Here is a 25734-nt window from a genome sequence, read left to right as displayed (position 1 = left end):
AATAGCATTTTTCTAATAGAATAATAATGAAAATAGGAATTACTTTTAGTGCTTTTGATTTACTTCATGCAGGTCACATTACCATGCTGGAAGAAGCAAAACGACAGTGTGATTATTTAATCTGTGCATTACAGACAGATCCTACATTGGATCGTCCTGAAAAGAACAGACCTACTCAAACTGTAGTGGAGCGCTATATTCAATTAAAAGGCTGTAAGTTTGTTGATGAAATTGTTCCTTATGCAACAGAACAGGATTTAGAGGATATTTTAAGAGCTTTTAAAATTGATGTTAGAATTTTAGGAGATGAATACCGTGAAAAAAACTTTACAGGACGTGAATATTGCGAATCTAAAGGAATCGAATTGTATTTTAATACTCGCGACCATCGTTTTTCAAGTAGTGGATTACGTAAAGTGGTAGCAGAAAAAGAAGCATTAAAGGTAATTTAAGTAAAATGAAAAATAATACAAAAATTTACATTGCAGGGCATAAAGGAATGGTTGGAAGTGCTATTTGGAGAACTCTTTCTGAGAAAGGTTTTACAAATTTGATAGGCAAATCCAGCAAAGAACTTGATCTTCGAAATCAAAAAGCTGTTCTTGATTTTATAGCCGAAGAAAAGCCGGAAGTTATTATTGATGCTGCTGCCCGTGTGGGAGGAATTTTAGCAAATAATGATTATCCCTATCAGTTTATTATGGAGAACATGCAGATTCAGAATAATCTGATTGATTCGGCTTTGCAGAATAATGTCGAGAAGTTCATTTTTCTGGGGAGTTCATGTATTTATCCAAAATTAGCACCACAGCCTTTAAAAGAGGATTATCTTTTAACAGATACTTTGGAGCCAACTAATGAATGGTATGCAATTGCCAAAATTACAGGTGTAAAAACGTGTCAGGCTATAAGGAATCAATTTGGAAAAGACTATGTGAGTTTAATGCCTACCAATTTATATGGCACGCATGATAATTTTGATTTAAATACATCACATGTTTTACCGGCGATGATAAGAAAATTTCACGAAGCTAAAGAAAACAATCATGCACCGGTGACACTTTGGGGAAGCGGAACACCAATGCGTGAGTTTTTATTTGTCGATGATATGGCTAAGGCAGTTGTTTTTGCTTTAGAAAACAAATTGCCCGATTATTTGTATAACGTAGGTACAGGTGAAGATTTAACCATTAAACATCTGGCAGAAACGATACAGAAAATTACAGGACATCAGGGAGAAATTATTTGGGATTCAACGAAACCGGATGGTACTCCAAGAAAATTAATGGATGTGACTAAAATGCATGATTTAGGCTGGAAACACAAAATCGAACTTCATGAAGGAATTCAAAAAACTTATGATTGGTTTTTGGAAAATAAAGAAGCTTTCAAACAAGTAAAAATGTAGTTTCAGGTTAATCGTAAAAGTTAGACATCACCAATGTTGCATTTTTACTTGAAACATGAAATAAAGTAAACTAACAAACAATATATGAGTACACAAAAAGTAGCCCTTATAACAGGAATCACAGGTCAGGACGGATCATATTTGGCAGAATTATTATTAGAAAAAGGATATCAGGTACACGGTGTTAAAAGACGTGCATCTTCTTTTAATACACAACGAATTGATCATATTTATCAGGATCAGCATGAAGTACATGTGAATTTTAAGCTGCATTATGGAGATTTGACTGATTCAACTAATATTATTAGAATAATTCAGGAAGTACAGCCTGATGAGATTTACAATTTAGGGGCAATGTCTCATGTAAAAGTATCGTTTGATTCTCCCGAATATGTGGCAAATGTGGATGGTTTAGGAACCTTGCGAATTTTAGAAGCGGTAAGAATATTGGGCTTAACCAAAAAGACGAGAGTTTATCAAGCGTCGACTTCAGAACTTTATGGAGGTTTGGCAGAAAATAAAAACGAAAAAGGGTTTTATGATGAAAACTCACCTTTTTACCCACGTTCTCCTTATGGTGCTGCTAAAATTTATGGCTTTTGGATAACAAAAAATTACAGAGAAGCTTATGATATGTTTGCTTGTAATGGTATTTTATTTAATCATGAGTCTCCAAGACGTGGTGAAACTTTTGTTACTCGTAAAATTACGATGGCAACAGCCGCAATTGCAAAAGGAAAACAAGAATGTCTTTATTTAGGTAATTTAAACTCTCAAAGAGACTGGGGACATGCCAAGGATTATGTTGAAGCGATGTGGAGAATTTTACAGCAAGATGTTGCGGAGGATTATGTAATAGCGACTGGTGTAACGACTTATATCAGGGATTTTGTTATCATGTCTTTTGCGGAAATAGGAGTAGAATTAACTTTTGAAGGAGAAAATGAAAGTGAAGTTGCTAAAATTGCAGCTTGTAATAATCCTTTATATCAGTTAGAAATAGGTAAAGTAGTAGTGCGTGTAGATCCTGAATATTATCGTCCTACAGAAGTAGATCTTTTAATAGGTGATCCTACAAAATCTAAAACCAAATTAGGCTGGAAACCTCAGTACGATTTGGCTGCTTTGGTAAAAGAAATGGTAGAGAGTGATTTGAAATTGTATTAATCCACGCAATTATCAAGAAGAGTGAAGACGTAAACTCCTTATAACCAATATGGGATGAAACCATACAAACAGAATTGTGATTGCGAAAAGTGATGTAAAAATTGTTATTTCTTGAGTAAAACAAATTAATTATCGAAATGTTCTACTTATTACATTTCGATATAGGGGGATTCTTGATTTGAGTAATGTAACTCAATAAAATCATGTAATGTATTATGATAGAAAAAGAACAACAAAAAAGTACAAGTATACGGGTTGCATTAAATACAGGTGTGTTATATGCTAGGATGCTTATTTCGATGGGTATTTCATTCTACTCTGTGCGTTTAGTGTTGAATGCATTAGGGACTGCAGATTTTGGGCTTTTTAACTTGATTACAGGTGTTATTGTAATGTTTACGTTTTTGAATGCAGCAATGACAACCTCAACACAGCGATATCTTTCATTTCATCAGGGTACAGGGGACTTAGATATGCAAGTGAAAGTTTTTGCAAATAGCTGGATTTTACATATAATAATTGGATTTGTAATTGTAGCAGTGCTACTGGCCCTTTCACCATTTTTTTTTGATGGTTTTTTAAATATACCTGTAGACCGTGTTTCTACGGCGAAGTCAATATATTATTTTCTTGCTGGGTCTATGTTCTTTACAGTTGTTACTGTTCCATTCACAGCTTTGCTCAATGCTCACGAAAATATGTTGTGGCTAGCGGTTGTAATGGTTATAGAATCATTTTTAAAATTAGTGGTAGCCTTTTCATTAACCTGGTTTGCAGAGGAAGATAGATTGTTTTTTTATGGATTTCTAATGGCGGGGGTTACGATTGTGTCTTTCCTGCTTTATGCTATTTTTTGCTTAAAAAAATATAATGAATGTAGCATAAGAAGCTTTGCAGTAGATAAAATCCTGATGAAGGAATTAGGAAGTTTTGCGGGGTGGAATTTGTTTGCGAATATATGTTATGTTCTAAATACACAGGGGATTAATGTTTTATTGAATGTGTTCTTTGGTATAATAGTTAATGCTGCTTATGGTATAGCAAACCAAGTAAATGGTCAAGTAAGGGGGCTTTCATTCACTTTATTGCAGGCACTTAACCCGCAAATTATGAAAAGTGAAGGAATGAATAATCGAGAGCGTATGTTGCGAACTGCTATGTGGGCAACTAAACTAGGCTTCTTTTTAGTAGCGTTTTTTGCAATTCCGCTTATTTTTCAAATGTCAGTGGTGTTAAAATTTTGGTTGAAAAATGTACCAGAACATACAGATGTATTTTGTTCGTTATTTTTAATTGCTACGCTAATTAATCAACTAACAGTAGGTATAACTCCGGCTATTCAGGCCATGGGTAATATAAAAAATTTTCAGATAACTATAGGAAGTGTTGCGCTACTTACTCTGCCAATTTGTTATTTATCACTGAAATATGGAGGGATGCCAACAAGTTTCGTTTTTGTTGTTATTGTGGCGGTTGAAATTATTACGGGATTTTTGAAGATAGTTATTTTAAAGAAACAATCAGGAGTACAGATTAGTGAATATTTGAAATCAGTAATAAAAATGGTTATACCGATTTGTATTACTTGTGCAATAGTTTATTTAGCTACAAATTGGATTCATTCGGATATTCGTATTGTTCTAACTTTAGCAATCAGTTTTATTCTGTTTCCGGTGGTGTTTTATTTTATTGGATTAGATAGCGTGGAAAAAAATCAAATAGTAGCTTTAATACAGAGATTGCTGCCAGGTAAAGAAAAAAAGTAATATAAAATGAAAGGCACTGATTATACTCCTTTAATTTCTATTGTAGTTCCTATGTACAATGTTGAAAAGTATATTGCGAAATGTATTGATTCAATTATTGGACAGTCATATAGAAATATTGAACTCATATTGGTAGATGATGGCTCACCGGATAATTCGGGGCATATTGCTGATGATTTCTCGAAAAAAGATGATAGAATAAAAGTTATTCATAAAGAAAATCAAGGTGTTAGTATTGCGCGTAATCTGGGAATTGAAAAATCTATTGGTGAATATATTGTATTTGTTGACGGAGATGATTATTTAGATCCTGATTATGTTGAATATATGTTAGGCATAGTTGAAAAGACAAATGCAGACTTTGTAATGTCAAAGGACTGCTTCAAGTTTCCAGGCAATCTACAACAAATAGAAAAGGATAAAATAGAAATTTATACACCTGATGAAGCAGCTGCTTTGCTGTTATATCCGGGCTACGTTGAAATAGGTTGCTGGAATAAAATGTTTTACAGGGATTTTCTCGTTAAAAATAAACTTTCTTTTTTAAGTGAATTTTATATGGGTGAAGGATTAAACTTTATTGTAGTTGCTGCACAATTATCAAAGGGGGTAGGTGTTGGAAACAGGAAAGTTTACTACTACAGGAAAGATAATCTTAATAGTGCAACAACTGTGTTAAATGTTCCTAAGTTTGCTAATGCTTTAGCTGCCTTAGATGACATAGAGAAAAAATCGATGGTTCATACTTCTCAATTTAAGGAGTCACTCGAACTTCATAGGTACCTTACTACTTTTGTAGCTTTAAGTACAATATTATCAACCGAATCGAGAAAGGTTTACCAAATAGAATATAAAACTTACTTGTCTGCAATTAGAAAGGATGCTTTAAGTTTGATAAAAGCAGATGTTGCATTTGGACTAAAAATACGAATATGGATGTACTGTATTAGCCCAAAAATTGTTTCAAAAATTTTCTCTCTTCTTAGAAAGATGAAAAAGAAGCCATTTGTTAATAAATAAATTAACAAATTAATTTAGATAAGATATAACTTAATAGTAAAATATGAAGACAGTAGGTATAATTACAATGCATAAAGTTGAGAACTTTGGCTCAGCTTTACAAGCATATGCTTTACAGAAAATAGTTTCAGACTTTGGCTACGATTGCGAAATAATAGATTATATATACCCTAATAAATACCATAAACAGTTTAGTGAAAATAAACCTCGTTGGTATTCATTTTTGAAATTAATTATTCCAAATGAATTTTTATCTGCTACATATCGTGACAATCTGGAGATTAAAAAGTTTTGGAAAAAGAATTATAAATTATCAAAAACGTATAATTCAAAAGAAGAATTACAGCAAAAACCACCAATTTATGATATTTATATAACTGGAAGCGACCAGGTTTGGAATACCCGCTTTGTGAAAGGGGATACTTCTTTTTTATTGTCTTTTGCGCCTGCTTCAGCAAAAAAGATTGCATATTCTTCAAGTTTTTCATCAGATGAAATAGATAAAAAATATGAAGACACATATACGCAACTGCTAAGTAGCTATAACAGGATTTCTGTTAGGGAAACTAGCGGCGAAAATATTGTAAAGACTCTAACGGGCAAAGAGTCAATAACTGCTCTTGACCCAACTTTCCTTCTTACATCTCAAGACTGGGAGAAAATGTGTGAGAGAGAGAATAAGCTGTATGAAGGGGAAAATTATATTTTTGCATATGTTTTAGATTATGCTGTTAAATGTACACCTTATATTTACGAACTAATTAAATATTATAAAGAAAAAACAGGTTATCGCGTTATATATCTTGACCAGCAAGCTAAACTCCCTGAAGAATTAATTGGTCTAGTTGAGCGACCTGATCCAGTAAGCCCGGAACTTTTTGTTAGTTTATTCAAGAGTGCGAAACTGGTTATTACTTCATCATTCCATGGTACAGCGTTTGCTGCAAATTTTAGTACTCCTTTATATTCGGTAATTAATAAAGAACCCGGAAAGGATAGTAGACAGATGAGTTTATTAACTAAACTGGGAATAAGTAACAGAGCTGTAAAGGTAGATACTCCTTTTAATGAGATAGAAGTTGAGTGGAATAGTGAAGAATTATCAGAGCGGCTTACCAAATTAAGAGAGTTGTCAAAAAACTATTTACAGGAAGCACTAAATAGTGAAATTTAATTTAGAAGAAAATTGAAGAAAAACATTTAGGTAACGAAATTTCAATTAAATAAATCGTGTTAGTTTTTTGTGGGTTTTATTAATAAATTTTTTAAATAATTTTAAAAATGAAAGTGCTTGTTTCTGTCGTAATTCCCATTTATAACGTAGAAGTATACTTGAGAAAGTGTGTGGACAGTGTAATCAACCAAACGTTAAAAGATATAGAAATCATTTTGGTTGATGATGGTGCTACTGATAATAGTGGTTCTATTTGTGATGAATATGCTTTAATAGACAGTAGGATAAAAGTTATACATAAAGTAAACGGAGGGCTTTCTGATGCACGTAATGCGGGTTTGGAATTAGCAACTGCAAAATATGTTTCTTTTATAGATTCTGACGATTGGGTAGAACCTGACTTTATCGAAAAACTGTATAATGGTTGTGTTCAAAATAGGGCAGAAATAGCATGTTGTGGCCGTATTTATCAATACGAAAGTTATAACTATACGAAATATACATTAGATAAAGAAACCGAATATACAGAAACAGAAGCCATAAAGCACATGCTGAAAGGGGATACAATGGATATTGCCAGTTGGGATAAAATGTATGAGCGGAGATTATTCGATAAATATAAATTTCCAAAAGGCGAAATACATGAGGATATGGCTATTATGTTTGATGTTTTTCTTGAGATAAACAGGTGTACTCATGTCGCCAGTCCGTTATACCACTACAGGCAACGCGAGCAAAGCATTACTAAGCAAAAGTTTTCTGCCAGGAGTTTGGTAATTGTAAAAAACATTAAGCATGCAAAAGCTTTACTTCATGATAAAGTTGAACTGACAAAAACGGTTGACGCCTATTACTACAGGATGATTAAAAATTTGTGTGTAGTATTTTTTAACAGCCAGGACAATACTGGTTTTAAAGATGAGTTTGTATCTCTTAAAAAGGAGCTAACAAGTAACCTTTTTGAGATTCTTAGTAATAAAGAGTTAAGGCTTACGGATAAATTATCTATACTTTCTGTAATTTCACCTTTTTATGTTCAGATTAAAAAGGCATATACTTCAGTTAGGCGAAAAAATAAATAAGAGGTATTAACACTAGGGAAAATATTCAAAAAGATAAGGAACAATTTTATTTACGGTTTCTAAAGTGGAATGGTTGAAAAGTTCTTTCCAATGAACATGATATATTGTTTGTAGATATGTAAAACTTCTACGTAAAGAAGAGTACTACAATGCTGAGGGAATATGCTATTTAAGGCTTATTGCAGAAGAAAGAAAAAACCTTTGGAGAACGTTAGGAATTAACAATACCTAAAAATGTTTTCGATGAAGGTTTGCTTAATATATTATTATGGTAATATTGTGGTTAATGCTATGGCAAAAGTTGAGAATAATTAACTGGGAACGGAAAGATAATAAGAGTCCTGTTGTAGGAGATAATGTAGGTGCGGAGTAGGGAGCTATAGTTACAGGCGATGTTGCATTGTCGATAATGTGATAGTTGATGTCGGTGCCATTGTAGCAAAAAAGTGTTTTTGAGCCCAATGTGGTTGTTTCAGGAGTTCTGGCTAAAATTGTAAAACACATCATTTAGTATATTTTTTAAATGGAGGCATTTATTTTTATTTTTCTCGGGATTCTCTTTAATATCATAGGATATGAATATCTTGTTGAAAGCGGTGAATCTATTGTGGTTTTATTTAACATTTTTGTAATAATTAATCTGTCAATCCTGATTTATTATTGGAGAAAAAATGTTAAGCTAAATTTCATTTTCGTTTATTTATTTTTTTGGTGGTTTGTTTACAATAGTTTGGGACTAATCCGGATGTCTTATATAAAAAAATATACAACGGAAGAATTATGGATAAGCTATTCTGTTATTATTATTTCAACGATATTGCTACAGATAGGTATTTTAATGTCAAAAAATGTTAAGGTTACCGGATTCTCTTTTATTGAAAATTTTAATATTAGTAAAACAACATATTATATAGCTTTAGGTTTATATCTTACGTTTGTTGCTTATTCAGTTGCCCTTGGTGGTGGAATAACGGCCTTTTTTCTTGCAGGTTATCATGAAAAAGGTGGGGCTGAAAACATGACATTGATATTTGTCTTAACCAGATTTTTTACATGGTTTAAATCATTAAACTTGCCATATTATTTTTCGAAGGATGAAAATGCTCCTTCAAAATTTGTAGTGTATTCAGCTATGCTGTTGTTATTTATCATGTCTGTAGCCACAGGGGGATCTTTAGGAATACTGGAGCTTGGTATTACAATATTATTTTATAAATATTTGAGTATAACTAAGCCTTTGAAATTGTATAGCCTTAAAAAGTATATTTATTTTATGCTAAGTTTTGGTTTGATCGCAGGAGTGCTTATCCGTTTTAATAGAAATGATTACTCTTCATTTTCATTTGATGTTTTGAATGATGCAAAAGAAAATGTTTTTGGGTCTGCTACTTTTGATAGTACAGGAAACGTCATTTTCATTTATAACAATATTGAGCCTGTTTACCAGCCAAATCAGATAATTTACCCTTTTGTTAATTTTTTGCCAAGGGCAACATTTACTTGGAAACCAATGGAGCTTGGGAGGATACTTTCGTATAAGCTTTACGGTTTTGAATCTGAAACCATTGGAGGGTTTGCCCCTACGCCAATGGGTGAGTTTTATTATGATTTTGGTTTGCTCGGTGTTGTGTTAGGTATGATAGTGTTAGGTTACGCTATAGGACTTATACAATACAAAATGAATGCAACCCCGGAATCTAAATGGAGAAATGTATTTTTAGTTACCATTGCTGGGCTCACAGCTACTTTACCTGCATGGTATACGGGTTTTGGAGTTCGCTTGTTTTATTTTATATTGTTTATGTGGGTTGTTATAAAAATAGAAAAATTATATTCTGTTTTAAGGCTTAAATAGCAAAGCGTAGCCGGGTTTTACTCCTGAAATAATCGTCCCACCTAGGTCAACAGATTTTTCTTGATAAGGCTGGCGAAATTAAAATAGTATAATGAGGAAGTTTTCTTTTAGGGTCTCTTTCTAATAGATAAAGTATTTAAATAAAATAATAAATTTTTTTATAAAAAAAAAGTTTACCTATACCATTTGTATAAAGGTTATAAAAATAGGGTAGGCTTTTACTAGTTGATTTAATACTAAAGGGAGATTATATGCAAATAGTTATGGTAAGTTCATCAAGTTCACGAAATGCTGGTGGTTTGTTGCATTGCGTTATAGGGTTAGGGAAAGCTCTTTTACGAAAAAATAAAACAGTACCTGTTTTAATGGGATTTGAAGATGAATATACTGATAAAGACAGGTATTTATACGATCCGCTTAAACTGGAAACTTATACCATTAAAGGTCCTGCTGGAGTTGGTTTAACTTTTGATTTAAGTAAAAAACTGGAGGCTTTAAAACCTGAATTAGTGCACAAGCATGGTATTTGGTTATATACGTCTCATATTACTCGTAAATATTGTAAAAAAAATAATATACCATATCTGTTAACCACCCATGGTATGCTGGATCCATGGATACTTAGCGTGCGTAAGTTGAAAAAAGATTTAGGTCGTTTTTTGTATGAGGATGCCCATATTAAAGGAGCAGACTGTTTACACGCATTGGGACAGGCAGAGTACGTAGCAATACGCAAAGCAGGATATGTTAATCCCGTAGCGATTATACCTAATGGAGTCGATTTACCTAATGATGAAGGTAATGTTGTTAATGATGCTGTTTTACCTTGGCAACAAGACGACCGTAAAAGTGTGCTTTTCTTAAGTAGGGTGCATCCCAAAAAAGGACTTGAGAATCTCATAAAGGCATGGGCAATGCTTACCGACCAAAAGAAGGAATGGAAGCTTATAATTGCTGGCGAAGGTGCTCAGGATTTTCAGGATAAGCTTAACAGGATGTTAGAAGAAGCCGGTCTGCATAATGATGTCTTTTTTACTGGGGTGGTAGCTGGAAAAGAAAAAGATTTAACATTCAGGAATACTCAGGCATTTATTCTGCCGTCATTTAGCGAAGGTATGCCAATGGCTGTTTTAGAAGCATGGTCATATAATTTACCTACACTGCTTACAAAAGACTGTAACCTGCCTGAAGGATATGATGCCAATGCAGCAATAAAAATTGAAGCAAACCCCGATAGTATACTTAATGGGCTTAATGAGCTTTTTTCGTTACCCGAAGATGTAAGGATACTAATGGGGCAAAACGGTTATAATCTTGTGAAAAATAATTTCACATGGGATATTGTAGCTGGTAAAATGAACGAAGTTTATCAATGGATCAAAGACTGCAAGAAAGGTGAAGCCCCATCTTGTGTTGTACTAAAATAAAAGAAATATGATTTATCAGGATCTTAAAGCGTTTACTGTTCCGTCTACATTTAGGGGGAAATCTAAGGTAGTAGTGCAGCTATGGTGGATTGTACAAGCAACATTATTTGCTTGGTCGCCACAAGTATTGTATGGCTGGAGAAGGTTTTTGCTTAGGTTGTTCGGGGCGAAGATTGGTAAAGGGGTTTTATTAAGGTCTACAGTTAAGGTTACGTATCCCTGGAATGTGGAAATAGGTGACTATTGTTGGATAGGTGAAGATAATGTTCTATACAGCCTTGGAAAAATAACTATAGGTAATCACGTTGCCTTGGCACATAAAGTATATATTAATACAGGAGGGCATGATTATAAAAAGACTACGTTTGATATTTTTGCAAGCCCGGTTGTAATTGAAGACGAATGCTGGATTACAAATGATGTTTATGTTGCGCCTGGAGTAACTATAGGAAAAGGTTCCATAATAGCGGCAAGAAGTTCAGTTTTAAAAAATGTCCCTGAAAATAAAGTGTGTGTGGGTACACCAGCTGAACCAATTAAGGATAGGATATAAAAGGATTAATATAATTATGGGTAAAATTAAAATTTTAATTACGGGAGGATCAGGTTTTATAGGGACAAATCTTATTGAAACATTTTTAAATGAGGGTAAGGAAGTACTTAGTTTAGACATTACCGGGCCTAAGATTGAAAGCCATAACAAGATATTTAAAAATGTTAGCCTTTTGGATTATAATATCATGGAAAAGGCAATACTTGGGTTTAATCCTGATTATGTCATTCACTTGGGAGCGAGGACAGACCTTAATGGTAAAACATTAACAGATTATAATGCAAATATTCAAGGGGTAGAAAATTTGCTTAAAGTTTTAGATAAGCTACCCTCTCTAAAGAGGGTTATATTTGCTTCTTCTATGTATGTTTGTCAGCCAGGATATACTCCTGAGAATTATGAGGATTATAAGCCTCATACTGTTTATGGGGAAAGTAAGGTAATGACGGAAAAAATTATAAAAGAGAAAAATCCGTCTTATGAGTGGACTATAATTAGACCTACATCTATTTGGGGACCTTATTTTGGAGAACCATATAATCTTTTTTTTAAGATTGTCTTGTCTAAAAAATATTTTCACATGGGTTCAAAAGCATGTAAAAAAACTTATGGTTATATAGATAATTTTATTTATCAACTTAAAAGTATTCTTTATGCTGATGCTACAAATATTAATAAGAAAGTATTTTATTTGGGCGATTATGAACCTTATGATATTACTCTTTGGTCAAATGAAATTGCTACAGAACGAAATATTAAAATACCAAATGTTCCTTATTCATTTTTTAAAGTATTAGGTTATGTAGGGGATATTCTTAAGGTTATAAAGATTAAATTCCCTATGACTAGTTTTAGGCTAAAGAATATGACAACTGATAATGTTTATAATTTGGACGATACTCAGAAAATAGCTCCTAATCTTCCTTTTTCAAGGAAAGAAGGGACTAAAAAAACAGTAGAATGGATAATTAAAGAATAATTTTAAATAAAAAAAATACAGATTTGTTTTTTTATCTATTTTCTATAATTTACTATAACTTTTTTTGAGGATAAGTATTTACCAAGCATGCTGATTTATGATTTTGTCAAAGGAATATAAGCTTAAAAAGATTTATTGGATAATATAAAGTTGTTTTGAAATTGTTTTAAATATTCTTATGTTTATTTCTGTCTGTTGTCTAATGCCTATGTTTACATACAGGTAAATGAAAGATTTATAGAATTTCTGTTAAATGAAATAAAAGCTTTTCAGTTAAAAACTTACAAAGAGTTTGTTATATGTGAACTGAGAAGCAAAGATTTTAGATTAGGAAAATAATAATATTGAAAGTTTCTCAAATAGTTATTCTTTTAGTAAAAGAATTATACTTTGGAAACAGTTTTTTCAAGCAAATATTTTACAGAAAAATGTTTTTTATTTCGTAGAAAAAACATTCTTGATAAAAGCGTTGGTAACTTATATGATCTTACAATTCACTTATTGGTGCTTAATTAAATTCTATTGAATATAAAATGATTACCAAGTTTAAATAATAATGTACATTTAATCGTAATTTATGAAGGTTTCTGTTATAACAGTTTGTTACAATCGTAAAGCAACTATCGAGCAATCGATAAAAAGTGTTTTGAGTCAAAATTATCCTAATATTGAATACATAGTAATTGATGGCAATTCTTCAGATGGGACGCAGGACATTATAAAGCTATATTCGGAGAAAATCTCAAAATATGTATCAGAATCAGATAAGGGAATGTATGATGCAATTAACAAAGGTTTAAGTCTGGCTACAGGAGATATAGTAGGTTTGATGCATTCTGATGATGTTTTTTATGATAAAGATGTTATTTCCAAAATTGTCGAAGCTTTTCAAAATAGTTCAGATGTAGATGCTATTTACGGAAATGGAATTTATGTAACAAATGACGAAGAACAAAAAATTGTACGTAATAGAATAGGTGGCGAGTATGATTACAAAAGATTAAAAGCGGGCTGGCTTCCATTGCATCCTACAGTTTATATCAAAAAAACGGTTATTGGTAAATATGGGAATTATAATTTAGATTTTAAAATTGCTTCTGATACAGAATTTCTGCTGCGTTATTTATATAAACACAAAATAAAAGTTACTTATCTCAATACCTATATTGTAAAAATGAGAATGGGAGGTTTAAGCACTAATTATAAAAGAGCTTTTGAAGTGTTGTGTGAAGATTACAATATATATAAATTTCACAAGTTATCAGGAATTAGAGCCGTTTTTCAAAAAAAAATGCTGGCATTAATGCAATATGTAAAAAAATAAAAAGTGTCAATAATGATTAATAAAAAAATTTTTTCAAGTCTATGAAGATTTTAGATGCTTTATCACGACATCGTTTTTCCCGCTACTTTAAACTTTTGTTCGTAGTCTGGGATGTAATACTTTTAAATTTTGCGATTGTATTGTCAGCCTGGATACGATTTGGAAATTTAGATAAACTATTTATTAAAGAAGTTCAGACAGTTTCTTTTCTTTCCAATTTGATATGGATCGCTTTGTTATTGCGTAATGACTCCTATCGAATTGTAAGAATCGAACCTTTGGAATCTATTTTAAAACGGACCACCAAAAAATTCATTCTTCATATTGCCGTAATTGCCTTTTTTGTGCTTTTTTTAAAATACTCCCAGATTTCAAGGCTTCGATTACTTTATTTTTATGCTTTTTTCTTTGCCTTATTAATGCTTTCACGATTTTTATCAATGGAACTTTTAAAATATATTCGGGCAAAAGGATATAATTTTAAAAATGTTATAATAATAGGAGCAAATGATGCAGGTGAAAGAATTCGTAAAACATTATCTAAAGATTTGACCTATGGGTATCGTTTTTTAGGTTTTTTTGATGAAAAAGTAGATCCTTTTGCTTTTATTTCATCACCGGTATTAGGAGGGTTTGAAGATGTGGAAAAATATATAATTACCCATGAAATAGATGAAATGTATGTAGCGTTGCATATTGATAATGTGGATGTAATAAGTAAATTGATAAAAATTTGTGAACACCACATGGTTCGCATTAAGTTTATTCCGGATTTTCAATTGTACACTAAATCAAGTAAGGTTGAAATTTCATTTTACGAAAATACACCTGTACTAATGTTTCGGACAGAGCCATTAGAATACACGGTTAACAGATTATCAAAAAAAGCATTTGATATTGTTTTTTCTCTTGGAGTTATATTGTTAATTTTTCCATGGTTATTTCCCATAATCATGATTATAATTAAGATAGAATCTCCGGGACCTGTTTTTTTTAGACAAGAACGTTCTGGTCGTGATAATGAGTCGTTTTTTTGCTGGAAGTTTAGAAGCATGAGGGTTAATAAATTAGCGGATAAACTACAAGCAGGGAAAGGTGATGCACGTATTACTAAGTTTGGAGCCATTATGCGTAAAACTAGTATTGATGAATTGCCACAGTTTTTTAATGTTTTTTTAGGCGATATGTCTGTAGTAGGGCCACGACCACACATGGTCAATCATACGAAACAATATACAGATTTAATTGGAAATTATTTGGTGCGTCAATATACAAAACCAGGTATTACCGGATGGGCTCAGGTTAATGGGTATCGTGGTGAAACAAGAGAATTAATTGATATGCAGAATAGAGTAGAGTATGATATTTGGTATATAGAAAACTGGAGTATTTTATTAGATATAAAAATAATCATAAAAACGGTTCTCAATATTTTTAAAGGAGAAGAGAATGCTTATTAAATATGGATTAGCTGTTCAAAAAGGTTGGTTTATATTTGTTAATAAATAAGAACTGATTAACAAGCTCTTTAGTTATGGAATTGTGCAGTAAATCTAATTTATAATTAAATAACGCAGTTAATGAATTAAGTCAAAAATGAGTTAATCAAAAAAAACTTATATTTGTCACATAAATCCAAGATCCTAATGAATTTCAATTTTTTAAATTTTGCAAAAACAAGTATGTACTTTGCTCTGTTGTTTTTGTTTTTTTCCTGTGCATCAAAAAAAGATATTGTTTACTATCAAAATATTGATGGGATAAGTGCATCACAAAATGCAACTTCCTATGAAGTAAAAATTCAGCCTGATGATTTATTAATGATAATTGTGTCGGCTGAAGATCCAGAAATTACTATTCCTTTTAACTTAATGACAATTGCAGTTTCAAATACAGGTAAGCCTGATTTAGCAACAGGTCAGCTAACTACTCAGACATACTTGGTAGATAGAAGTGGTAATATCGAATTTCCTGTTTTGGGCAAATTGCAGGTAGGAGGCCTAACCAGAACGGAAGTATTGCAGAAATTAAAAAGTAAAATAGAGGTTTATATTAAAAATCCAATTATTAATCTCAGAATAACCAATTTTAAAATCTCCTTACATGGGGAGGTAGCTTTACCCGGGACTTATCCGATTACTTCTGAAAGAGTTACTTTGATTGAGGCGCTAAGTATGGCAAAAGATTTGACAATTTATGGTAGAAGAAATAATATTTTAGTTATACGTGAAATTAACGGTGTTAAATCATATAATAGAGTAGATATTACCAAGGCTGATTTTATCAATTCTCCTTTTTATTATTTAGCTCAAAATGATGTGGTTTATGTTGAACCTAATAATACTAAAGTCAATGCAGCGGCAGTAGGGCCTAATACTTCAGTTATCGTATCGGCGATTTCTATTCTAGTGTCACTTTCTGTTCTGCTTTTTAAATAATACTGAATAAACAAAAAAGAAATGCAAGATTTTTATAATGAGGTTGTAGAAGATGAAATAAATGAAGTAAATCTTCGTGAACAACTGGATAAATATTTGGTTCACTGGAAATGGTTTGTTCTAAGTGTTTTCCTTTGTTTGGTTTTGGCTTTTTTATATTTAAGATATACTACACCAAGTTATAAAGCCAGTACTTCCATATTGGTAAAGGATGAAAAAAAAGGAGGTATGCTTTCTGAATTATCTGCCTTTTCAGATTTAGGTTTGGGTGTAGGTTCTGTAAATAATGTCGATAATGAGATTGAAATTTTAAGGTCAAGAACTTTAGTAGAATCTACTTTAAAAAGACTGAATTTAAATATAAGTTTGTTGGTTGAAGGAAATGTAGTAGATAGGGATATTTATGGTAAAGCTCCTATTCATGTATATTTTATTAATAAAACAGAAGTGTTTGATGAGGCTAATGTAATTCTAAAACTGGACATTTTGTCTAAAGATAAGTTTTCCTTGGAGAATGCTGTTTTAGATGAAACCAATCATGAAAAAATTATTTTATCGGCTAAAAAACAGTTTGAATTTGGTGAAAAAATTCCTACTTCATTGGGTGTGTTGGTTATAGGAAAGACAGCTTTTTATGGACAAAACAATTTCGAAAAAAAGAAGCCGATCCGGATCGTAATTAGTCCGTTGGATAATGTTACGGAGGATTTTAGAAAAAAATTAAAAGTTGAGCCCTTAAGTAAGACAAGCAGTGTGGTTAATGTGTCGATAACAGATCCTGTGAAAAAAAAGGCTGAGGATTTTCTGGATAATATGATTCAGATCTATAATAAAGATGCAGCGGAAGATAAAAATTTTATTTCTGAAAATACCTCTAAATTTATTTCTGAACGGTTGGCATTGATTACACAGGAATTAGACGGTGTGGAGCAGGATGTAGAAAGTTTTAAAAAAGCAAATCAATTAACAGATATAGAGTCTGAAGCAAAGCTTTTTATAGAAGGATCGAATGAATATGATAAGAAAGGAATTGAAACTGAAATTCAATTGAATGTTGTTTCTTCTTTATTGGATTTTATAAAAAAAAGCACAAATTCAGATTTACTCCCAACCAATATTATAACAGATAATGGGGATGCAGGAGGTTTAATAACGTCTTATAATAAACTGGTTTTAGATCGTAACCGAATTTTAAAATCAGCGACAACTGAAAATCCTTCAGTAATAAAATTAGATCAGCAAATTACATCTTTGAAAGCGAATGTAGCGACAAGTTTAAGAAGAATGCAGTCGAATTTGCAGATTCAAAATCGGGATTTAAAAAGTCAGGAAAGTTTACTGAATAGCAAAATTGGTAAAATTCCGGTACAGGAACGTCAGTTCAGGGTAATTGCAAGACAGCAAAAAGTAAAAGAAGAATTGTATCTGTATTTGCTGCAAAAACGGGAAGAAACGGCCATTTCTTTAGCTGCTACAGAGCCAAATGCAAGGGTTATAGATGCAGCTAAAGCAAATAAAATTCCGGAAAGTCCAAAGAAAAATATTATTTACATCGCCGGATTCCTAATAGGTCTTTTGATTCCTTTTGGAATTGTATACGGTTATGATTTACTGGATACCAAAATCAAAAGCAGACTGGATCTGGAAGGTAAAACACAAATCCCTTTTATTGGTGATATTCCAACTTCGGATGACGCTAATGAATTGATTAAAACAGATAGCAGGACAAGTTCAGCTGAAGCGATTAGGATTGTCAGAACGAATCTTGAATTTATGCTGACAAATGTTTCGGAAGGTCTGGCGAAAACCATTTTTGTTACCTCGACTTTTCCTGCCGAAGGTAAAACTTTGGTATCGGTAAATCTTGCTGCTACATTTGCTTTATCAGGAAGAAAAGTTTTATTGGTAGGTATGGATATTAGAAATCCGAAGTTTATGGATTATTTTGCAATGCCAAATGTTGGATTAACAAATTATTTATCTTCAAATGATACTGATGTTAGCAAATATATTATAAAACATAATGAGTATGAAAATTTCTACATATTGCCTTCAGGGGTAATTCCTCCAAATCCTGCGGAGTTGTTAATGGGAAGAAATGTTGATACCCTTTTTCAAACATTAAAAAAAGAATACGATTATATTATTGTGGATACTGCGCCTGTGAGTTTAGTCGCTGATACATTACTGGTAGCAAAAAATGCAGATACTTTTGTGTATGTAATGCGTGCCAATGTTTTGGAAAAAAGAATGTTGTCAATTGCTAATACTTTTTACAGGGAAAAGAAATTGCCAAATATGTGTTTGGTTCTTAATGATACCGATTCGACGAAAGGTTATGGCTATGGTTATGGTTATGGTGTTAGAACAGAGAAAAAATCCTGGTTTAAGAAATTTAAAAAAGATATAAGCTAGATTTATAAATTAGTTAAAAAAAAAAGAAAGGTCCAATGTTTATTTGGACCTTTTTTATGAGATATTTTGAAGAAAAAACTAAGAGCCTGTTTGAAATTTATTTTTGAAAATCATTACAAGAAAGCCAATAAATAAAATTTAAACAGGCTCTAAGCGTTAGAATTTAAAAAACTGATTGTTGGATATGATTTCTTTTAATCTGTCCACTGAATTTATTTTTATTCTTTGTTCAAATGCTCCTATGTGGTTGCTATGGTGTACGTCAGTTCCTGAAAAATCATACATTCCGTTTTTTAGTAACTGTTCCGAAACTTTTGTAACCTCCTCACCATAATAACCTGTAACAGCTAATAAATTTAATTGAAACAAGCAGCCGGCTTTTTTTAATCTTTCGTATTCAGTAAAGTTTTTGTGATAAAACAGATAACGCTCCGGATGTGCTAAAACAGGGATGTATCCGGCCACCTGCAGATCGAATAAAATTTTATATAATTGTATTGGGGCATTCATGTAGGACATTTCTACCAATACGTAATTATCTTTTAAAGTAAGAAGCTTTTCATTTTTAAAATGCCGTTCAAACCAATCGTCCATAAAGTATTCTGCTGCTGCCAGAAAAGGTTTTGTAATATTACTTTCAGTTAATAGTTTACTCGTTTCAGCATGATTGTCCTGAATAATCTGAGGTGAATTATCCCATATATAATGACTGATATGAGGGGTAGTTATGAATTGTGAAACTCCAATTTTTTCCAGTGATTTTATTAATCTGGCAGTATCAGATATTGTTTTTGCACCATCGTCAATCCCAGGCAATAAATGCGAGTGGATATCAATATAGTTGCCTGATAAGAGGTCCTTTAAATAAGGTTTTTGTTTTAAGAATGATAACATAGTCGCAAAAATAAAGAAATAGATATAAAGAAGCTGTGTTTGAAACCAAAGATTAATTAAAAATTCAGATTTTATAGTATTATTCTAAAATTTCTGGTTTTTGAAATATTACCGAGAAATTATTAGGTCTGGTCGAAATTTTTTAACTTCCCTCAATATTTCAACTTCATTATTTTATGCAATTATCGGTTATTATTCTTAATTATAAGGTGCGCTATTTTCTGGAACAGTGCGTATTGAGTGTTCAGGAAGCACTTTCTGCAATTGATGCAGAAATCATTGTGGTCGATAATAATTCGGATGATGATAGTTGTTTGATGATGAAAAACAGGTTTCCCGATGTGACGCTAATTGAAAATAAAGAAAATTCAGGATTTCCTAAAGGAAATAATATTGGTGTGGCACAGGCTAAAGGAAAATATATTTGTATTCTTAATCCGGACACAGTAGTTGCCGAAGATACATTTGTGAAAGTTCTGGCTTTTGCCGAAGAAAAAGAAAACCTCGGGATTATCGGCTGTAAATTAATTGACGGAACAGGGAATTTTCTGCCTGAAAGTAAACGTGGAACCCCAACACCCTGGGTGGCTTTTACAAAGATTTTTGGATTATACAAAATATTTCCAAATCAAAGGTTTTTTAATCAGTATTATGCACAGCATCTTTCTGAAAATCAAACCGGAAAGGTTGATATTTTAGTAGGGGCTTTTATGTTAATGCAACGTAAATTGTATTTGGAAGTCGGTGGTTTTGATGAGGATTGTTTTATGTACGCTGATGATATTGATTTGTCTTATTCTGTTTTACAAAAGCAAAGAAATAATTACTATTTTCATGAAACGTCTGTGATACATTATAAAGGGGAAAGTACGGTAAAAGATGAAAAATATATGAGAAGATTTCAGGAAGCAATGGAGTTTTTTTATCAAAAACATTTTAAGAAATCATTGTTTTTTTCGGTTTTTATCAAAGTTGGAATTTTTCTTTTTTCGTTTGTAAAAATGTTTCAGGGAAAGCATAGGTCTAATCCATTGCCGGAAAGCTATGTTTTCGTTTCTTCAAATGAAAATTTGCGCAGTCAATTGTCTTCAGTTTTAAAAAATAAAGTCGATTTTTTGGATTTCAAAAAGGAAAAAATGGTAAATTCGTCCCTCGTTTCAAGGGGTAAAAGAGTTGAAATTATTTTGGATAATCAGTACGTTTCTTTTAAAAAATGTATCGAAATCTTAGAAACTCTTAGACATAAGAGTGTTACTTTTAAAATTTTACCCAAAAAGGCCAATTTTATTATTGGGAGTAATTCTAAAAATGAACGGGGCGAAATGATAAAAATTGAGTAAAAATTACGTTTTATGTAATTTATATTTAAAATATTCATTAATTTCGCAATCTGAAAATCAAAATCACCTTTTAGGTTAATAATATGGCAAGATTTGAATTGAGACTTCCAAAAATGGGAGAAAGTGTAGCTGAAGCAACCATTACAAACTGGTTGAAACAAGTGGGCGACAAAATTGAAGCTGATGAAGCAGTACTTGAAATTGCAACAGACAAAGTTGACAGTGAAGTGCCAAGCGAAGTATCGGGAATTTTGATCGAACAATTATTTGGCAAAGATGATTTGGTTCAGGTTGGGCAAGTTATAGCGATTATTGAAACAGAAGGAGATAGTGTATCAGAAGTAAAATCGGTTCAAGAAACTGTGGTTCCTGTCGAGGTAACTGAAATTGAAAAAACAATCGAAGTTGCCAGAGAAATTGTTTCGAGTCCTCAGGATTTTTCGGGTTCAGATAAATTCTTTTCTCCGTTAGTGAAAAATATTGCTAAAGAAGAAGGGATTTCTCTTTCTGAATTAGAAAATATCTCTGGTTCAGGAAAAGAAGGGCGTGTTACAAAAGATGATATTTTAAAATATATTGACAGCCGTAAATCTGAAGTTAAAGAGGAAAAAGTAGTGTTTTCTCAAAAACCGACAGAGCCTGCGGTTCAGAAAAGCACACAGGCAGTTCCGGTTTCTGTAAACGGAGAAGACGAAATTGTTGAGATGGACAGGATGCGTAAGCTGATTTCTGGTTATATGGTAGCTTCTGTGCAGACTTCGGCTCATGTACAGTCGTTTATAGAAGTTGATGTAACAAACATCGTAAAATGGAGAGATAAAGTTAAAGTTGCTTTTGAGAAAAGAGAAGGAGAAAAACTTACTTATACTCCAATTTTTATGGAAGCTGTTGCAAAAGCCATAAAAGATTTTCCCGGAATTAATATTTCGGTTGATGGAGATTATATTATTAAAAGAAAAAACATAAATTTAGGAATGGCTGCAGCGTTGCCTAACGGAAATTTAATTGTTCCTGTCATTAAAAATGCGGATCAGTTAAACCTTGTAGGGATGGCAAAAGCAGTTAACGATTTAGGAAATCGTGCCAAAACCGGAAAATTAAAGCCGGATGATACGCAGGGAGGAACTTATACGGTAACAAACGTAGGGACTTTTGGAAGTGTTTTCGGGACTCCAATTATCAATCAGCCACAAGTTGGAATTCTGGCTTTGGGAGCAATTCGCAAAGTACCGGCGGTTATTGAAACTCCGGATGGTGACTTTATCGGAATTCGTCAGAAGATGTTTTTGTCACATTCTTATGATCACAGAGTTGTAGATGGTGCCTTGGGAGGTAGTTTTGTGAAACGTGTAGCGGAGTATTTAGAGGCTTTTGATATTGATAGGGATTTCTAAAAAAAAACATTAAGAATATTAAAACCGACAGAATTTTAAATTTTGTCGGTTTTTTGTTTTTATAAATGATAACTTTAAAAAAATAATAATTTTAACAGTTGTTTACGGCAAATAAATTAGTGATAATTCGGCTTTAAAAATTACATTTGTAACATTCAAAAATAAAAAAATGGAACTCAAACTCAGCAGACCAATCTGCTTTTTCGATTTAGAAACTACTGGAATTGATATCGGGAAAGACAGAATCGTAGAAATTTCGATATTTAAAGTTTTTCCAAACGGAAATAAAGAAAGTAAAACCTGGTTAGTGAATCCAACAATTCCAATTCCACCACAAACTACAGAGGTTCACGGCATCACGGATGAAAAAGTGGCGAATGAGCCAACATTTAATGAATTGGCGCCTCAAGTGCATAATATGATTAAAGACAGCGATTTGGGAGGTTTTAATTCTGATCGTTTTGATATACCTTTATTGGCCGAAGAATTGCTTCGGGCAGGTGTTGATTTTGATATGAAAAATAAGGTATCTGTGGATGTTCAGACTATTTTTCATAAAATGGAAGAGCGTACCTTAAGCGCTGCATTAAAATTTTATTGTGGTAAAAGTCTTGAAAATGCTCATTCTGCTGAAGCAGATACAATGGCAACTTATGAAATTTTAAAAGCGCAGTTAGACCGTTATCCTGAATTAGAAAACGATATTAAAGTGTTGTCAGAGTTTACAACACGCAAAAAAATTGCTGATTTTGCCGGAATGATTGCTTTCGATAAAGACAACGAGGAAATTTTTACTTTTGGAAAACACAAAGGAGCAAAAGTTGAAAAAGTTTTAGAGTCTGAACCTGGGTATTTTAGCTGGATTCAAAATGCAGATTTTCCATTATATACCAAAAAAGTTTTAACGGCAATTAAATTAAGAAAGTTAAATACCAAGTAAGTTAATAGTTTTTAGTTGAAAATTTTTAACTGACAACCAGCAACTAATAACCAGTAACAATAGATATGAAAATAATCTGTATAGGTAGAAATTATACCAATCATATTGAAGAATTAAAAAACGAAAGGCCTACAGAGCCTGTTGTTTTTATGAAACCTGATTCGGCGGTCTTATTAAAACAACATCCGTTTGTGATTCCCGAATTTTCAAAGGATATTCATCATGAAATTGAGGTTGTTGTAAAAATTAATAAAGTAGGTAAATATATTGAGCCTAAATTTGCGTATAAATATTATGATGAAATAAGTGTAGGGATTGATTTTACTGCTCGTGATCTACAGACAAAGTTAAAGGAAAAAGGATTGCCTTGGGAAAAAGCTAAAGCTTTTGATGGATCAGCTGTTATAGGGGATTTTTTGCCAAAGACACTTTTTAGTTCCGTTGAAAATATTACTTTTGAACTGACAAATAATGCTAAAACAGTTCAAAAAGGCAATACGAGCCTTATGCTTTGGAAAATAGATGAGCTTATTTCGTATGTATCACAGTATTTTACATTAAAAATAGGTGATGTTATTTTTACAGGAACGCCTGCGGGAGTTGCGGCAGTTAAGCCTAATGATGTTTTAGAAGGCTTTTTAGAAGGTAAGAAATTATTTAGAATACAAGTAAAATAATGGCATTAAAATACAATTTATCTAAAGTATATGCACTTTCAGACAATGATTCGGAGTTTGTAAATGAGATTCTGAGGTTGTTTGTTACTGAGGTTCCGGAAGATTTAAAGCAAATTAAAGAGGGGATCAAGAAAAAAGATCATAAGCATGCTTATTCTTATGCGCATAAGATAAAGCCTACTCTTGATTTGATGGGGCTGAATGTTGCTTTTGAAGAAATTTTGCAAGTAGAAGCCTGGACAAAGGCTGAAGGTAAAAAGAAAGAAATTATCGAAACTTTTAAAAGTATAAAAAAACAGGTGAATGATGCCATTAAAGAGATAAAAAAGGATTTTGATCTTAATTAGGGCGTGACCCAATTTTTGACCCAATTTAAAAAGGGTCAAAAATTGGGTCGGGTTATCCACTATATCTTTTGTTCCTGAAAAGCATCTTTTAATCAGGAATTTTTCTTGTCACAAAAGGATGCCGTTTCTACCCCTCACGCAAATCGTCGCAACAATAACATACTTTCAAAACAATGACTTACGGTTTTTTTAAGTGAAATCTTCTATCAGAATGAAAGCAACTATTATAACAATTGGAGATGAGATCTTAATTGGTCAGATTGTAGATACAAATTCGGCTTTTATTGCCAAATCACTGGATAAAATTGGAGTTGAAATCAGTGAAATGATTTCGATCAGTGACGATAAAAAACAAATTCTGAATACCTTTACGGAATTGCAGAATAAAGTTGATGTTGTAATTGTAACCGGAGGATTAGGGCCTACAAAAGATGATGTAACCAAAAAAACATTTTGCGATTACTTTGATGATGAATTGGTTGTAAATCCGGAAGTTCTGGAGCATGTAACGCAGTTAATTGAGGGTTTTTATAAAAGACCAATCACTCAAATGAATAAAGATCAGGCTCTGGTACCTTCAACTTGTACGATTTTGCATAATCAGGTTGGAACTGCGCCGGGCATGTGGATGAAAAAAGAAAATACTGTTTTTATTTCGCTTCCCGGAGTTCCCTATGAAATGAAATATCTGGTCGAGGAAGAAATAATTCCAAAAATAGTGCACGAATATAAGCGTCCCTATATCATTCATAAAACCATTTTGACTTACGGACAAGGCGAGAGTTTAGTTGCAGAACGTATCGAAAATTGGGAGAATAATTTACCGGATTTTATAAAATTAGCCTATCTGCCAAATCCTGGCCGGGTACGTTTGCGCTTAACTGCGAGAGGAACTGATAAAGAAGAACTGGAAAAGGCAATTGAGGATAATGTTGAGTCATTAGATGCTATAATTCATGACATAATAGTAGGATATGATGAAAATGAAACACTCGAAACTGTAATTGGGAAACTTCTTTCTAAAGAAAATAAAACCATTTCAACTGCAGAAAGCTGTACTGGAGGAAGAATTGCTTCTCTTTTGTCAGCTGTTCCTGGTTCGTCGGGTTATTTTAAAGGAAGTGTTGTTTCGTATGCAACCGAGGCTAAAGTGAACGTTTTAGGTGTTTCGCAAGATTTAATAGATCAATATTCTGTAGTAAGTGCTCAGGTAGCATTGGCTATGGCTTTGAGTGTTAAAGAGATGCTGAAAACAGACTATGCAATTGCGACAACCGGGAACGCCGGGCCGTCAAAAGGAGACTCAGATGCTGAAATTGGCACTGTTTTTATTGCTTTGGCGACACCAAACGAAGTAATTGTTGAAGAATTTAACTTTGGACAACCACGTGAAAAAGTGATAGATAGAGCGACTATTAAGAGTTTGGAAATATTACAGAAAGAAATTTTAAAAATTGTGCGATAATTTTTTGCTACAATGGTTTATTTTTCTTTTCTTTGCACCCTGATTTTGAATAACGATAAAAGATAAGTA

General features: G+C 32.5%; 22 protein-coding genes. 21 read left to right on the top strand and 1 reads right to left on the bottom strand.

Annotation, left to right across the window (positions count from 1 at the left end):
• The first annotated feature begins 26 nt into the window (after nt 1-26).
• The 15 genes from FLV_RS16015 to FLV_RS15945 all read left to right on the top strand — a co-directional run bounded on the left by FLV_RS16015 (nt 27) and on the right by FLV_RS15945 (nt 18608).
• The gene (locus tag FLV_RS16015) at nt 27-452 is read left to right on the top strand and encodes an adenylyltransferase/cytidyltransferase family protein (RefSeq protein WP_243235216.1); all 426 of its coding nucleotides are present in this window, start codon (nt 27-29) and stop codon (nt 450-452) included.
• Between the two features lie 5 nt (nt 453-457).
• Nucleotides 458-1408, top strand: a complete 951-nt coding sequence (locus FLV_RS16010) for a GDP-L-fucose synthase family protein (RefSeq protein ID WP_243235215.1) — start codon at nt 458-460, stop codon at nt 1406-1408.
• An 84-nt stretch (nt 1409-1492) separates the two neighbouring features.
• The gene (gene gmd, locus FLV_RS16005) at nt 1493-2575 is read left to right on the top strand and encodes a GDP-mannose 4,6-dehydratase (protein WP_243235214.1); all 1083 of its coding nucleotides are present in this window, start codon (nt 1493-1495) and stop codon (nt 2573-2575) included.
• Between the two features lie 215 nt (nt 2576-2790).
• Complete coding sequence (locus FLV_RS16000) at nt 2791-4341, top strand: oligosaccharide flippase family protein (protein ID WP_243235213.1); 1551 nt, start codon at nt 2791-2793, stop codon at nt 4339-4341.
• 6 nt (nt 4342-4347) lie between these two features.
• Nucleotides 4348-5361 (top strand): glycosyltransferase family 2 protein, encoded by a 1014-nt coding sequence (locus tag FLV_RS15995; protein ID WP_243235212.1) that lies wholly within the window; start codon nt 4348-4350, stop codon nt 5359-5361.
• 43 nt (nt 5362-5404) lie between these two features.
• Nucleotides 5405-6535 carry a polysaccharide pyruvyl transferase family protein gene (locus FLV_RS15990; RefSeq protein ID WP_243235211.1) on the top strand — a complete coding sequence of 377 codons (1131 nt, stop codon included), beginning with the start codon at nt 5405-5407 and terminating at the stop codon, nt 6533-6535.
• 107 nt (nt 6536-6642) lie between these two features.
• Nucleotides 6643-7617, top strand: coding sequence for a glycosyltransferase family 2 protein (locus FLV_RS15985; RefSeq protein WP_262916464.1), 975 nt, complete (start codon nt 6643-6645; stop codon nt 7615-7617).
• 523 nt (nt 7618-8140) lie between these two features.
• On the top strand, nt 8141-9472 hold the full coding sequence (locus FLV_RS15980) for an O-antigen polymerase (protein WP_243235209.1): 1332 nt from the start codon (nt 8141-8143) through the stop codon (nt 9470-9472).
• A gap of 251 nt (nt 9473-9723) precedes the next feature.
• Complete coding sequence (locus FLV_RS15975; protein ID WP_243235208.1) at nt 9724-10899, top strand: glycosyltransferase; 1176 nt, start codon at nt 9724-9726, stop codon at nt 10897-10899.
• 7 nt (nt 10900-10906) lie between these two features.
• Nucleotides 10907-11452: a putative colanic acid biosynthesis acetyltransferase gene (locus FLV_RS15970; RefSeq protein WP_243235207.1), complete on the top strand. Its 546-nt coding sequence runs from the start codon at nt 10907-10909 to the stop codon at nt 11450-11452.
• Between the two features lie 16 nt (nt 11453-11468).
• On the top strand, nt 11469-12431 hold the full coding sequence (locus tag FLV_RS15965; protein WP_243235206.1) for an NAD-dependent epimerase/dehydratase family protein: 963 nt from the start codon (nt 11469-11471) through the stop codon (nt 12429-12431).
• Nucleotides 12432-13008: 577 nt separating this feature from the next.
• Entirely contained in the window at nt 13009-13755 is a 747-nt protein-coding gene (locus FLV_RS15960) for a glycosyltransferase family 2 protein (protein WP_243235205.1), read from the top strand.
• Nucleotides 13756-13796: 41 nt separating this feature from the next.
• Nucleotides 13797-15215 carry an undecaprenyl-phosphate glucose phosphotransferase gene (locus tag FLV_RS15955; RefSeq protein WP_243235204.1) on the top strand — a complete coding sequence of 473 codons (1419 nt, stop codon included), beginning with the start codon at nt 13797-13799 and terminating at the stop codon, nt 15213-15215.
• Nucleotides 15216-15401: 186 nt separating this feature from the next.
• The gene (locus FLV_RS15950; RefSeq protein WP_243235203.1) at nt 15402-16193 is read left to right on the top strand and encodes a polysaccharide biosynthesis/export family protein; all 792 of its coding nucleotides are present in this window, start codon (nt 15402-15404) and stop codon (nt 16191-16193) included.
• A 21-nt stretch (nt 16194-16214) separates the two neighbouring features.
• Complete coding sequence (locus FLV_RS15945) at nt 16215-18608, top strand: GumC family protein (protein WP_243235202.1); 2394 nt, start codon at nt 16215-16217, stop codon at nt 18606-18608.
• Nucleotides 18609-18764: 156 nt separating this feature from the next.
• Here the strand turns inward: FLV_RS15945 and FLV_RS15940 are convergent, their stop codons facing one another.
• On the bottom strand, nt 18765-19502 hold the full coding sequence (locus tag FLV_RS15940; protein WP_243235201.1) for a tyrosine-protein phosphatase: 738 nt from the start codon (nt 19500-19502) through the stop codon (nt 18765-18767).
• A gap of 176 nt (nt 19503-19678) precedes the next feature.
• Here FLV_RS15940 and FLV_RS15935 point away from each other — a divergent pair, with 176 nt between their 5' ends.
• The 6 genes from FLV_RS15935 to FLV_RS15910 all read left to right on the top strand — a co-directional run bounded on the left by FLV_RS15935 (nt 19679) and on the right by FLV_RS15910 (nt 25665).
• Complete coding sequence (locus tag FLV_RS15935) at nt 19679-20842, top strand: glycosyltransferase family 2 protein (RefSeq protein WP_243235200.1); 1164 nt, start codon at nt 19679-19681, stop codon at nt 20840-20842.
• An 83-nt stretch (nt 20843-20925) separates the two neighbouring features.
• On the top strand, nt 20926-22236 hold the full coding sequence (locus FLV_RS15930) for a dihydrolipoamide acetyltransferase family protein (RefSeq protein WP_243235199.1): 1311 nt from the start codon (nt 20926-20928) through the stop codon (nt 22234-22236).
• Nucleotides 22237-22405: 169 nt separating this feature from the next.
• Entirely contained in the window at nt 22406-23176 is a 771-nt protein-coding gene (locus tag FLV_RS15925; protein ID WP_243235198.1) for a 3'-5' exonuclease, read from the top strand.
• A 65-nt stretch (nt 23177-23241) separates the two neighbouring features.
• Nucleotides 23242-23853 carry a fumarylacetoacetate hydrolase family protein gene (locus FLV_RS15920; RefSeq protein WP_243235197.1) on the top strand — a complete coding sequence of 204 codons (612 nt, stop codon included), beginning with the start codon at nt 23242-23244 and terminating at the stop codon, nt 23851-23853.
• Nucleotides 23853-24200 (top strand): Hpt domain-containing protein, encoded by a 348-nt coding sequence (locus tag FLV_RS15915; protein WP_243235196.1) that lies wholly within the window; start codon nt 23853-23855, stop codon nt 24198-24200. Before FLV_RS15920 ends, FLV_RS15915 begins: the two co-directional genes overlap by 1 nt.
• 211 nt (nt 24201-24411) lie before the next feature.
• Nucleotides 24412-25665, top strand: coding sequence for a competence/damage-inducible protein A (locus FLV_RS15910; protein ID WP_243235195.1), 1254 nt, complete (start codon nt 24412-24414; stop codon nt 25663-25665).
• Nucleotides 25666-25734 lie beyond the last annotated feature (69 nt).

Source organism: Flavobacterium pectinovorum, from assembly GCF_022802975.1.
In the GTDB taxonomy this organism is placed as follows: Bacteria; Bacteroidota; Bacteroidia; order Flavobacteriales; family Flavobacteriaceae; genus Flavobacterium; species Flavobacterium pectinovorum_B.
The sequence above is the reverse complement of the archived record's forward strand: the minus strand, read 5'-3'. Positions and strand labels throughout refer to the sequence as shown.